The sequence below is a fragment of the Paenibacillus wenxiniae genome (assembly GCF_039822605.1).
GTDB classification, from domain to species: Bacteria; Bacillota; Bacilli; order Paenibacillales; family Paenibacillaceae; genus Saccharibacillus; species Saccharibacillus wenxiniae.
In genome coordinates this window covers 15,622-28,639 of the sequence record NZ_JBCGUH010000009.1, presented here as the reverse complement: position 1 = coordinate 28,639, position 13,018 = coordinate 15,622, and the positions used below count along the sequence as shown (strand labels likewise).

General features: G+C 44.3%; 9 protein-coding genes and 1 riboswitch. Of the genes, 3 read left to right on the top strand and 6 right to left on the bottom strand.

Annotation, left to right across the window (positions count from 1 at the left end):
• Positions 1–166: 166 nt before the first annotated feature.
• Positions 167–268, bottom strand: a riboswitch (purine riboswitch).
• A gap of 382 nt (positions 269–650) precedes the next feature.
• Positions 651–2,081, bottom strand: a complete 1,431-nt coding sequence (locus AAHF22_RS16300; protein ID WP_347326084.1) for a phosphopantetheine-binding protein — start codon at positions 2,079–2,081, stop codon at positions 651–653.
• A gap of 444 nt (positions 2,082–2,525) precedes the next feature.
• Positions 2,526–2,966 (bottom strand): universal stress protein, encoded by a 441-nt coding sequence (locus AAHF22_RS16295; protein ID WP_188778537.1) that lies wholly within the window; start codon positions 2,964–2,966, stop codon positions 2,526–2,528.
• A gap of 544 nt (positions 2,967–3,510) precedes the next feature.
• Between AAHF22_RS16295 and AAHF22_RS16290 the strand changes: the two genes are divergently transcribed.
• The gene (locus AAHF22_RS16290) at positions 3,511–4,509 is read left to right on the top strand and encodes an AraC family transcriptional regulator (protein WP_347326083.1); all 999 of its coding nucleotides are present in this window, start codon (positions 3,511–3,513) and stop codon (positions 4,507–4,509) included.
• 245 nt (positions 4,510–4,754) lie between these two features.
• Here the strand turns inward: AAHF22_RS16290 and AAHF22_RS16285 are convergent, their stop codons facing one another.
• Together AAHF22_RS16285 and AAHF22_RS16280 are read right to left on the bottom strand one after the other, a co-directional pair.
• Complete coding sequence (locus AAHF22_RS16285; protein WP_347326082.1) at positions 4,755–5,042, bottom strand: DUF1294 domain-containing protein; 288 nt, start codon at positions 5,040–5,042, stop codon at positions 4,755–4,757.
• Between the two features lie 342 nt (positions 5,043–5,384).
• On the bottom strand, positions 5,385–7,583 hold the full coding sequence (locus AAHF22_RS16280) for an alpha-galactosidase (protein ID WP_347326081.1): 2,199 nt from the start codon (positions 7,581–7,583) through the stop codon (positions 5,385–5,387).
• Between the two features lie 310 nt (positions 7,584–7,893).
• Here AAHF22_RS16280 and AAHF22_RS16275 point away from each other — a divergent pair, with 310 nt between their 5' ends.
• Positions 7,894–8,703, top strand: coding sequence for a MurR/RpiR family transcriptional regulator (locus AAHF22_RS16275; RefSeq protein WP_347326080.1), 810 nt, complete (start codon positions 7,894–7,896; stop codon positions 8,701–8,703).
• Positions 8,704–8,810: 107 nt separating this feature from the next.
• Positions 8,811–10,394: an HNH endonuclease gene (locus tag AAHF22_RS16270; RefSeq protein ID WP_347326079.1), complete on the top strand. Its 1,584-nt coding sequence runs from the start codon at positions 8,811–8,813 to the stop codon at positions 10,392–10,394.
• Positions 10,395–10,454: 60 nt separating this feature from the next.
• On the opposite strand, the gene AAHF22_RS16265 is transcribed toward AAHF22_RS16270, so the two are convergent.
• Positions 10,455–11,171 (bottom strand): N-acetylmannosamine-6-phosphate 2-epimerase, encoded by a 717-nt coding sequence (locus AAHF22_RS16265; protein ID WP_347326078.1) that lies wholly within the window; start codon positions 11,169–11,171, stop codon positions 10,455–10,457.
• 7 nt (positions 11,172–11,178) lie between these two features.
• Positions 11,179–12,819, bottom strand: a complete 1,641-nt coding sequence (locus AAHF22_RS16260; protein WP_347326077.1) for a maltose/glucose-specific PTS transporter subunit IIC — start codon at positions 12,817–12,819, stop codon at positions 11,179–11,181.
• Positions 12,820–13,018: the final 199 nt, after the last annotated feature.

Below are 13,018 nucleotides of genomic sequence, written 5' to 3'. Positions count from 1 at the left end.
AAAAAAATCCGCAAACCCATGCGAAAACAGTTGTTGTTTTCTAGGATTTCCGGACTACTGAGCACCGAACGGATGAAATGCGGGTGCCTGACACGCCGGTGCTCCATTGGTTTGGAGCATAGTACCGGATGCAGCCACAGCATGCAGACAGCCTTGCGGCTACTGCCTGTTCATTCCCTGCTCTCGTAGTCCGAAAATTTACGGTTTTCGGGTAGATACTTCCGGGCCTTATTCCCAGCGTTATACGAGTCAAATCACAATTCACGTTATTAATAAGCTTCATTACACAGTGTACCAATCAGCTACATGATATGTCAACTTAAAAGACGAACGTTAAAAAGTTCACAATTTCCATTGTTCGTATTTTGATGATGAATAACGCCTCATAGCGAGTAGGAAACTGTAAAACAACAAAAAAAGACGCACCGCTATCGCTTACGTTCCTTTTTATGACAAAGAACTCAGCGATCGTGCGGTACGTCCTGTTGGTACAGATGTATACGGTATGGACATTGTTCTGCTCTTACAAATGTAATCTCTATGGATAGGGAGTAGACATCGTGCCACTACATCCACGCCAGCAAGAAATCATACTTGATTTATAATGCAAACGGCAAAACATGCAATGCAAAACATGCTTTAACACTCAATCAGACGACTACGCAATATTTGCTATTCAGCATATCGGTAATCGAACGAATCGACGATAAATTCGCTACGGTCAAATCCTGATCTTGAATATGGATGCCCAGCCGTGCCTCCAGGCCAACGATCAGATCGATCGTCGTAATCGAGTCCAATCCTGCCTCATTCAGGTCTTCCTCCGGCTTCAAGTTCACTTCAGTCTGGAAAATATCATGCAGCACATGCAAAATCGCTTCCTCTGCATCTTCATTACATCTCGTTTGCATAGCCTGCGTAGCAGGTACGGCAACGGCCTGCTCTTGCTTCGGCATCGCCTTCGCAATCGTCGGCCACTCGCTTTGATCACGGCCATACCGCTCCAAAAAGGCTTCTTTCCAGCGATCCATACCAAACGCGACACAACCGGAATACATGCCGTTTCCGTGCTCATCACGAATATCATATTTGCCGCATAGCACATCTTCACAATAGTTAAATGAGGCAATTGAGCTTTCCTGCCCATTCACACGCATCGCGGCCAGCTCATACTTGGCATTACTTACCATCTGATACGTGCCCTTTGTTTTCACATCCTGACTGAAAAAGAACGGATCTGTCGCCGTTTCAATTTTACCGATCAAGCCAAGACCTGTGAACAGCTCCCATACTTCGTCCATGATCGCATTGCGTTTGTCCATCACCCACTCCTGATCACCGACAAATACGATCTCACGCATCATAAATTCGGTACGACGAAACTCATCTTTGCGCCAGGCGATTTCATTGCGGAAGCATTTGCCTTTCGCTGTCATCATCCGGCGAGTGCTGGAACGGCTCCCCTGCTGTTCTTCATAACAATGATAACAAATACACGGCTGCAAAATTTCCCCGGTTGGCACGAGCGACTGATGATGGGTATGTGTAGCAGCCTGCTCACGAAAACGATTGATCGTTTTGAACTGATGCGGTACGGTCGCTACACCGACAATATTTTGTGGAAAGTTAATATGATACTGGTTTCGTGCCATATTCGCCTTTGTAAACGTAGACGGATACTCGCGCAGCACAGCGCCATGCCGACGGGCAATCTCGATAAACGCACGATCCAATTGCTCCAGCAGCGTAATGTCCGTTTCATCCAAATAAGCAGCAGACACCGCTGCTTCTTTTACTTTCGATGCGTAGGGCATCACAGACCGATCAGCAGGGGATTGATTGCTGCGCACGACCGTTTTACTAATCACACGCGTCTGCATCAGACTATCGCACAGGGCCGTATAGTCTTCACGCAACTCATTCGCCGCAGCGTCTACTTCTGTATCCAACCCAACAACAACCGCACGATCCTCTTCACTATACGTCACACCTGTAATGTCTTCAGCGAGATAAGGAATGCGCTCCATGAGCAGGTCGAGCTTGCCTAACATCTGTTCCGATACTTGCAGCCGTATTTCCATTTATAATTGCTCCCTTCTCACTTGCATCACTGTATTGTGTTGTATAGCGTATTTGCATCAATTGGCGAATAAAAGACGTTACTTGCTATTTGGTATACTTTGTTATTAACCTTTTTAACGAGTTATTTATGCTTATGGATCAAATTCAATCTGTGCATTCGTCAAACGCGATGCACAACGTATGTATGTTATCGGCTGTTATCATGTTTATTTTTGTAGTAATTTGGTAGGATTATACAAAAAAACCAGTCAACGCACTTCCTAGGAAGCTCGCTGGCTGGTTTTACAGTTTTACATGGATTGTTTTACATCGATCGTTTTACATCGATAAAGACAATATGGCTATTCTGCTTACTATGATTGATGTGTAGCTTCTAAAGGTGTATAACTTTCAAACGCAAGCAGGACATCTGTTCTTCGCATGCACTAACTGCACTAACGGCTTTATTTTACAATCAATACCGGAATACGAGCATGCTGCACTACATTGTGGCTCACACTACCCAGTACAAATTCACGAATGCTGCCCAGTCCACGGCTACCGATAATGATCACATCAGAGTTGTGACTGTCAGCAAATTCAAGAATGCTCTGCGCTGCGGAGCCTTGAATCATTTCTACATCGTATTTGTTCGTAATCCCGGATTCATCCAGACGACGCTTCGCTTCCTTCGCCGTTTGCATCGCCATCTCGTACAGCTCTTCATTCGAGGTCGTTGGTACAGGTACAATGCCTTCGCCCATAAAATAACGTGGAAAATCAAACACATGGATCGCGTCGATATGTGCCTCCGGATTCGCCTGAGCTAGCTCAATCGCACGATTCAGTGCCTTATTGGATGCTTTGGAACCATCGTAAGCAAGCAAAATGTTAGAAAATAGCATGTTTGTTCCCCTCTCTTTCTCAGCGTAGTGCTGATGTCAAAATAATAGCCGCTGCCCGATTATTCGTGCTGCAAACGGTTATGTACATACTCGGGCAATTATCAGGCCCACTTCTATTATACCATTGTTAACATATAAACAGCATACAGCGATATACCAACCACTTCACACATTGGAGTGATAAGCAAATACAGATGCGGATATATGCCTGTATATTGAATTACCCGCAACACTTTCCTGCTGAAACGAAAAGGCTTTGCAGGGCGTTGCAACGAGCTACTGTTGGCGCTCGCGATACCGGTAAAATCAAAATACATCATTGGAATACATCAATTAGAAGCGGACTTCTTATCATACAAGCTCTCTCACAAACTTGAATAGATGAAATGCAGCGAATTATGCCAATCTATTCAACAATTTAACTGCCGTTCATTTTCTCTTCATGAACGAGTTGTATAATCAATATATCAACATTGCGTTCAATTAAGGAAATTTCAATTCCGGTTTACCTGTGTATAGAAATCCTGTTGAAAGGAGCACACTCATGAACCCAGCACAACTGGATGCGTTACTGCTTGAACATAATCAGCCCCCTGGGTCTGACGAACAGCAATTGCAGCAATGGATGGCAGAAGATCCGCCTTCATCTGTCACCGTACAGGGACAGCAAGTGTATCTGTTCGATCTCCATCTGCATATGCCCGATGTGCCCATCGAGGACAGTATCGTAATCTCACAGCAGCTTCCCGGCGTGTATATTCCATTTCATATGCATCAATATATCGAATTAACGTATGTATATCGCGGACAATGTACAGTGTCTTTGTTGAATCAGCAAATGGTGATGCAGCAAGGAGATCTCATTTTAATCGATAAACAGACGCCGCATCGGATCAATGCAACGAGCACAGACGATATTATTATCGATGTGAAGCTCAAACGGGATTATTTATGTGCCAGTTTATCGAGCCGTCTAGCCAGTACGAATATGACGACTCCGTTTTTAATCCATTCGCTAATCGATCGTCGTCGGACGAATGGCTATCTATATTTTAAAGCGAAGCCCGATCGATCGCTTCAACCTACACTCGTCCAGATCATGTGCGAATATTTTGATCGTGACTTCTGCTCTGCTGAGCTTATCGATTCGTATTGCTCTATTTTATTCACCGAGCTAGTGCGACATAGTAGCACAGGCACCGGACAGGAACAACCAGAAACGCGTGATCGGATGGTGCTGGACATGCTGCGCTATGTGCGGGAGCATTATCGTGATTGCAATCTGATTGAACTGGCAGCACAGTTCGACTATCATCCGAATTATGTATCTGCTTTTCTAAAAAAAGAAACCGGACACTCCTTTATGGATTTACTGCAAATGGAACGCTTGAACAGGGCGGCTTTATTTTTAACGAACTCCGAAATGGCTATTCCTGCTATAGCCGAAGAAGTCGGCTATTCCAGCCCGTCCTTTTTCCATAAAAAATTCAAAGAACGCTTCGGTTCCACACCGAGCCACTATCGCCAACATATGCGTCGCTAAGTTTGCCTGCAAGGAGCAGTCGCTTAGATACAGGCAATTCTCTCTTAGCGGCAAGTGAACAGGGCGTATACACAAACTCGCATACGCTCTAGCAAAATTTAACGCAGACAACAAAATGCAACATAGAACAAAAATACACTGCATACAACAAATAACCGGAAGCACGCATAGGGTGAGCATGCTTCCGGTTATTTGTTGTGAACAATGGCGGTACTGATTATTATGCTGCGATTCTACCTCTGACTCTACCCTCTCAACAAAAAGTAAAAGATATACCCATACACCAGTACATTCAATACTAGCAAAGCAGGTACACCGATGACAAAGGAGCGATGCTTTGTTTTATGACGACGGGTGAGCATCGCGATCCAGATGCCGACAGCGCCACCGATCGCAGCCAGCGTGAATAATCTCTTTTCCGGAATACGTTGCCGACTTCGTCCGCGCACCGCTCGGCTTTTATCCAATGACATCGTACTATACGCGATCACATTAATGACCACCAGCCAGATGTCCAAAATTTGTTCGATCATCATCCGTCCCTCATTCCAGCTCCTATACTCGTTCTTAATAGCGAATGCTAGAGCTTACAACCATCTTCGGGTAAGTCCAAGCCAAAGAACTATGAACAGTATACCTTGCCATGTTGCTCGGAACAAACAAAGAGAACGTCATACTGACGTTCTCTTCGTAGGTCTGGTTATTGTTTTGGTTGATTGTAAATGTTTGTTCTCATTTGTAATGATATCGTTTATATGGGTCAGTGTTCCCTATCATCATTCATTTCTTAAAGTACACCCCTTAATATCATCATTCATTTCTTTAAGTAACCTCATCATATGAAAGCAATAGAGCTATGCTTTAGATCGACTCGGTTACTCGGCACGAAACGAAAACAGCGTACTCTGGAAATCGCCATAGCGCTCTGGCAAGACGATGCCATGATACATCAGCTCGTCGCCATAATACAACCCTTCGGCAACACCATTAATACTCATCCGATATTGACGCTCTGGCTCCAGTCCTTGCAGCTTCAATCTACGTAGTGGCGGATTCGGCTCAGCCAGCACTTTGAAATAGCCAGCAAAAGCTTCGCTACGATCACCAGACACAAACATCCATGCCGTCTGATCCCCTTCAAATGGACTGAGCAAACGGTAGAAATCGCCAAACTGGATTAACTTACGCAGCTCTTTATACTGGTTTACCTGCTCGCGAACTTCCTGCTTTTCCTCGTCGGTTAAACGGGTCAAATCCAGTTCGTAGCCAAAATTACCAGACATCGCTACATGACCGCGTGTCGCAATCGACGTCACACGTCCCACCTGATGATTCGGCACAGCCGATACGTGTGAACCCATTGCACTTGCTGGGTACACCACACTCGTACCGTATTGGATTTTCAAACGCTCCATTGCATCGGTATCATCGCTTGTCCATGTTTGCGGCATATAATAGAGCATACCTGGATCAAAGCGTCCGCCACCACCAGAGCAACTTTCAAACAGCACATGCGGGAATGCCGTCGTGATGCGCTCCAATACATGGTACAGACCGAGCATATAACGATGCGCCGTTTCGCGCTGACGATCCGCAGGCAGCAGTGCTGAACCGATCTCCGTCATATTACGATTCATATCCCATTTTACATAGGTGATCGGCGCAGAAGATAGCACCTGGCTCACCGAATCCACAATATAATCGCACACATCGGCGCGTGACAGATCGAGAATCAGCTGCTCACGTCCCATCGTGCGGCTACGATCCGGCACATGCAAACACCAGTCGGGATGGGCGCGATATAGATCGCTATCCGGCGAGATCATTTCCGGCTCGAACCATAGTCCAAACTGCATGCCTGTATCCACGATATCCTGTGCCAGCTTGCCCAGTCCTTCCGGCAGCTTACGACGATCTTCTACCCAGTCTCCGAGCGAGGAACGATCATTATCCCGATGACCGAACCAGCCATCATCCAGTACGAACAGCTCGATACCGAGTTCCTTACCCGCAGCAGCGATGCTTTTGATCTTCGGCGCGTCAAAATCAAAATACGTCGCTTCCCAGTTATTGATCAAAATCGGACGTACTTGATCGCGATGCTCACCACGGCTCAGACGGGTGCGATACAGACGATGATACGTGCGAGACAATTCGCCCAGTCCGTGATTGGAATATACGAGTACCGCTTCCGGTGTCTGGAACGCTGCACCTGGCTCCAGCTTCCAGTTGAAGTCAAATGGAGACATCCCGATCTGCATACGAGTCGTACCGAATTGTTCTACTTCGACCTGAGCGACAAAATTGCCGCTGTACACCAGACTCATGCCGTATACCCCACCATGCTCTTCATTCGCGCCCTTTTCAAGCAGTGCGATAAATGGATTGTGCTGGTGACTGCTGGAACCGCGCTTGCTTTCGACGCGCTGTAAACCCGGCGCCAGCTTGCGATAATGCATATGACGCTCGCGCACCCAGGCACCGGACAGATGCAGCATCTCGAATTGATCACCGTTAAAATCCACACTGCTGCTCAGTGCACGCTCAATCGATACCGACGCTGTACCTTGATTCGTTATACGCACCGAACGTGTAATCGCATTCAGCTCGTTAAAGACCGAATACTGCATAACCGCTTCGATACCAGTCAACTCATCCTTCAGTACAATTTCCAGTGTATCCGCTTCAGCTTCCTGCTCTACATACGTCGCAGGAAGACCTTCCAGCTTCGGTTTACCTGTCGTAATCCGGTGACTCACATAATGCAGATCACTGACAGTTGATCCGTTATTCAGCGCAATTTCAAAGGCAGGCTCGCGGTAGTCTCCGCGTCCATAACCTGGATATTCTTGCGGCAATGTATCAAAAGCAAATGTCCGATCTTCTGCATGATAGTTAGGGCTGAACGAACAACGCTCGATCTGGTACAGCAAACTGCTAACCGAAGGCTGGCGCAGACGTGGACCCCAGTATAAATGTGCAGGATGACGGTCATGAACAAGTTGAATCACATAGCTCGTCGCATTCGTTTGCAAATGGAAAAGCTGTTGTTGTTGATCAAATAAAATTGGCATCTTTCTCTTCCTCCCAAATCATGACCGGTACAGCAAGCATTGGATGACGTCTATACACGCAACGATCGATACCGTATTGCGCAACAAGCATCCGCCAGCTACGACATTGAATAAACCCATATCGATGCTCCATATCTGCTACAATACTAACAGTGCTGTGCTGTCCGCTTTCTACTATAACGCTTACATTCTTATTGTAGGACGATTAGCGGCAGAAAAAAATGGCATGATCCATGATTTTCATGGTTCCTTGCGTTCATTCCTAATTCGTATAATGATACATACATAAGAAGGAAAAGGAGGAAATACGATGGCTCTCAGTGTGCTAGACGAGCTACAGTTAAAATATCGGCAGCTGTCCGCCAAAGAAAAGGAGATCGCTGACTATGTGATACGTAACCGAGGTTCCATTCACAATATTAATATTCGCGATCTGTCTGCTTTAACGCAGGCATCGATGTCGACGATTACACGCTTTTGCCGGAAGGTCGGCTTTTCCAGCTTTGTCGATTTCAAAATTAACCTGAACCGCGAAGTGGCTCAACCGCGCGACGATATGAACGTCTTCGCTCAAACCCAGCATATTTACAATGAAATGATTAGCGCTACGGCCGAGATGATTCAGCCTGAACTCGTCCAGCAGGTCGTCCGCAAAATTACAGACGCACGCCGTGTCTATGTGTACGGCATCGGTAGCTCCGGTCTGTCCGCGCTGGAATTCAAGTACCGACTGATGCGCATGAATATGACGATTGATGCCGTCAGCGACTCGCATATGATGCTGATGAATGCCGCCCTGACCGATGCACATGATGTGGTGATCGGACTGTCCAATTCCGGTCATACCGATGAAGTCACAACCGCACTGGCAACCGCGCGCAGCCGCGGAGCTTATATTATCGGAATTACGAACTTTGACCATACCCCTTTTACAGAAACGACCGATCTATGCCTGTTCACGCCAGGCTTACAACGAGTGGGCGATGTGCAGTTTGTGAATAGCCAGCTCGCGATTATTTATGTACTGGATATGATCTCGATGTTGCTATTAGAGGATGAGCAAATGCAAATGGCGCGGCAGCAGACGCTGGATGCGTTGTATCGGACGGAGCAGGAATGAGATAACTTTCAATAGAACGTTTACATTGATTAAGCAAATATAATCAGTGTAAACGTTTTCTCTATTTCCTACCGATAATTATTAAAAATCGATAGGAGGCAAATGCAATGAAAAAATATATTCTCCAAAAATTGAGTAATCAATATCCCAATAAAATCATTGAAAACTTTGCTTCGCATAATAGTTCTTTATATCAAATAATATCCAGATATACTCGAGAAAATTCTATTGATTTGACGTATTTCTTGGAAACCAACGGATTTATATATAAAAAGAAAACAAGAACAATTGGATCTAAATTTGATTATTCAACTGCTATTAAATTAATAAACGATTTTGGCGTTACTCAGCAAGAAATGGCAAATTGGTTTAAAATTACTAGACAAGCTATAAATGATAAATTACAAAGAAAAGTGCAAACCACAAGCTGGGTAGCTGAAAATTTGAATGACTCAGAGGAAGATATTTTAGAAAACATGATTGAGCAACAAGTAATTAATTATGAAGAAGAAGAATTAATTGTTTCAATAAAAACAAATTATATGACTCCTTGTATAATATTGGTTACTTCTAATGGTGTTAAAGTTATATTTGATCTAAACGAACAACTTATATCAAAATTTTCTAACAATAACTTAGATACTTTTAGAGAAAAAGACTTTAAATTTAAAGAATATATGACTCCTGTATCAGTTCTCGGTTTAGAAAAAGCAAGAATTGATAAAAACTTTGTTCAACAAGTTTCTACTTACTGTAGAAAGCGGAATTTAACTTTAGATGAGTACTGTAAAATTCATGGTTATAAAGATGGTTATTGTGATCATCGAACTATAACTGACCAAGAACTAGTTGAGATCATCAAGACATATATAATTGAAGATAATCTTGTTTTCTTTCCTGTTAATTCTCCACACTATCATAACTTCACTAATAGAGCTTCCAGAGCAAATATGATTCTAGAAGAATTATTTGAATTTTTAGGGTATATAAAAATAGAAAGTAGACTCAATTCAAATTATGATTTTAAAATCCAAAAGTATATAAACGAATTAAAAGAATACCTCATAGAGGAAAGTTCAAATAAAGTAATTATTAAAAGCGATAGTTTACTATATCAAAAACTATATTCTTTCTCAAAAAGAAGAGATATTTCATTAGATAACTTTATAAGAGAATTGGGTTTTGAAAGGATATATAACAAACAAAGTGGTTTTTTGAAAAGCTCAAATACTCAAGATTCTACAGATATGTCAGATATAAAAAGTAAGCTCAAAGAAATAGAAAAAATACAAGGACGCTTAGAATTCAGTTTAACTATTGATGAAAAAATTAATAGGAATCAATCTTTAGTAAGCAAACTTAAACAACTATACAATTATGAATGCCAGCTTTGTACTAAAGACTCAGTTATTCCTATTATTCAAAAAGAAGACGGAAGCTACTATGTAGAAGTTCACCATATTATTGCTTTAAATAATATTACTAAGGAATCCAATTTAGGATTTGACGACGAGTTAGATACCTATAAAAATGCTATAGTTGTGTGTCCATTCCATCATAAAGTATTACATTATCATGATGGTGGCTTTCCGAAATTAACAATACAAGATGGCGAATTGTATTTTGTTTCTAATCAAGATACATTATTAAAAATAATTAAAAATTATCACTTAGATAATAATCTCTTTTAAATACATTTAGATGAAAAGGAAGACTTTCTAGTTAAAAAAACAACTAGAGAGTCTTCCTTTTTACTCCTCTGTCACCGAAGCCGGCTGTACCTCATTCATCTGCTCCACAAACCTTCCCGTAATCTGCTGCGGTCGTGTAATCGCTCCACCGACTACTACACTGTACACACCTAGCTCCAGACAACGCGCCGCCATTTCTGGCGTAAGAATATTACCCTCTGCTACGAGTGGTGTACGAATCTGCCGCACCATTTCTTTTAAAATCGCAAAATCATCCGCATACACCTTCTGTCCCTGCGTGTACGCCGTATACCCGACTAATGTCGCCGACACCAGATCAAAGCCGAGCCGCTGCGCCTCGATCCCTTCTTCCACCGTTGATACATCCGCCATCAGCAGCAATTGCGGATAGTTCAGGCGAATCTGCTGCACCAGCTCTGTCAGTTCCATTCCATCCGGGCGTGGACGGCTCGTTGCATCCAGCGCGACGATCTCGCAACCTGTCGTTGCCAGCTCCTCTATCTCCCGCAATGTCGGTGTAATAAACACCGGATGCTCGCCATAATTCCGTTTAATAATACCGATGACCGGTAGATCCACTTCTTTGCGAATTTCCACAATATCCGCTACCGAATTGGCACGAATTCCTGCCGCACCGCCTTGCTTAGCAGCCAGAGCCATTTTCCCCATGATCCATGAACTATGCAATGGTTCGTCCGGAAGTGCCTGACAGGATACGATCAGTTTGTGTTGTAATCCGAGGGAATCTAGCTCCATACGTCAATCACTCACCTTCCATATACTCTTCGATTTCGTTTTTAATCACGCTCACCTGCGGGCCATAGATGACCTGCACTCCATTTCCATTCACGAGCACACCTTTCGCACCGGTCGCTGGAAAAGCCTCCTTATTCACCTGACCCGGATCATACACCGATACCCGTAGTCTGGTGGCGCAGCAATCCAGGTCTTTAATATTGCTTACTCCACCCAGCGCATGCACAATAGTTTCGGAGCGTGATGATTGCGCAGATGATGCGTGAGATGCAGATGCGGACATCGACGGCGCTGCTGCCCTATCGCCATCCTGTGCATGGTTTATTGCTCCAGCCACACGATCTGCTGTACTTGCTGTACCCTCTGGTGCGATAGCTCCATCATCCTCACGCCCCGGCGTTTTGAAGTTGAACTTCACGATCAGGAAACGGAAGGTGAAATAGTACAGGCAGAACCACACTACCCCGATAATCGGAACGACTACCCAGTTCGTTTTGGCATTGCCCTGTAAAATACCGAACAGAATAAAGTCAATCAGTCCGCCGGAAAAAGTCTGTCCAATCGTAATCTGGAACATATGCGCCAGCATAAATGCCAATCCGTCAAATGCCGCATGAATGACATACAGCACAGGTGCTACAAACAGGAACGAGAACTCCAGCGGCTCGGTAATCCCTGTCAGAAATGACGTTAAGGCCGCAGACAGCATCAGCCCACCAACTATCTTTTTCCGTTCCGGTCGTGCTGTGTGATAAATCGCCAGCGCCGCTCCAAGCAGTCCGAACATCATCGTAATGAAACGTCCGGACATAAACCGCGATGTGCCGATAAAAAATTTGGATGTACTCGGATCACCTAGCTGAGCAAAGAAAATATTTTGTGTACCTTCATATATCTTACCAGATACTTCCAACGTTCCGCCAAGTCCGGTTTGCCAGAATGGTAAATAAAAAATATGATGCAGTCCCAGCGGCCCAAGCATCCGCAGGAAAAATCCATAAAACAATGTCCCAACATACCCGGTCGCATCGACAATATTACCCAGCTTCATAATGCCCAGCTGAATCGTTGGCCAGATCAGGAATAGCAGCAAACCGACGAAGATGGCTGCAAACGATGAGATGATCGGAATAAAACGCGATCCTCCGAAAAAGCCGAGAAACTGCGGCAATTCAATTTTGTTATAGCGATTATGCAGCGCTGCCGTGACGAGACCGATTATGATCCCGCCGAGCACACCAGTTTGCAGAGACGGAATGCCGAGAATCATTCCCTGCCCGGCTGCTGCTGGATTCTCTTCAGCCAGCTGGCCCGCATTGATAAGCATCGCGTTGATCGAGGCATTCATGACAAGATATGCGAGCGCTGCTGCCAGCCCGGCTGTTCCTTTGTCCGAACGTGCCAGCCCTACCGCCACACCAATCGCAAAGATCAACGCCAGATTGTCAAAAGCGATACTGCCCGCACTGCTCATCACTTTGAAAATATGCTGTAGCCATTCGATTTGCAGCAGCGGATACGTACTGACCGTATTCGGATTGGATAATGCGCCACCAATACCGAGCAGCAACCCTGCCGCTGGCAATACAGCAATCGGTAACATAAATGATTTGCCAAATCGCTGTGCCTTTTCGAAAAACGTTTTCATCTACGCTCACCACCTGAAAATATTTTCTTTTAAACATATATTAAGAAAACTATTTTCGTCAATGGATATGTAATATAAAATTATTTCTTTTTACGCTTTCCATTTACTTCCTTTTTTAAAATTGAATTTCACCATTTGTTCGATCATATGCTAAATGGTGCAAACAGCTACCAATCGACATTCATTCTCTATTTGATCT

Bases quoted from the DNA above. Each gene is read 5' to 3' on its own strand.
- AAHF22_RS16270 (WP_347326079.1), top strand. From the start codon at position 8,811: ATGAAAAAATATATTCTCCAAAAATTGAGTAATCAATATCCCAATAAA.
- AAHF22_RS16300 (WP_347326084.1), bottom strand. From the start codon at position 2,081: ATGGAAATACGGCTGCAAGTATCGGAACAGATGTTAGGCAAGCTCGAC.
- AAHF22_RS16260 (WP_347326077.1), bottom strand. From the start codon at position 12,819: ATGAAAACGTTTTTCGAAAAGGCACAGCGATTTGGCAAATCATTTATG.
- AAHF22_RS16265 (WP_347326078.1), bottom strand. From the start codon at position 11,171: ATGGAGCTAGATTCCCTCGGATTACAACACAAACTGATCGTATCCTGT.
- AAHF22_RS16285 (WP_347326082.1), bottom strand. From the start codon at position 5,042: ATGATCGAACAAATTTTGGACATCTGGCTGGTGGTCATTAATGTGATC.
- AAHF22_RS16280 (WP_347326081.1), bottom strand. From the start codon at position 7,583: ATGCCAATTTTATTTGATCAACAACAACAGCTTTTCCATTTGCAAACG.
- AAHF22_RS16295 (WP_188778537.1), bottom strand. From the start codon at position 2,966: ATGCTATTTTCTAACATTTTGCTTGCTTACGATGGTTCCAAAGCATCC.
- AAHF22_RS16275 (WP_347326080.1), top strand. From the start codon at position 7,894: ATGGCTCTCAGTGTGCTAGACGAGCTACAGTTAAAATATCGGCAGCTG.
- AAHF22_RS16290 (WP_347326083.1), top strand. From the start codon at position 3,511: ATGAACCCAGCACAACTGGATGCGTTACTGCTTGAACATAATCAGCCC.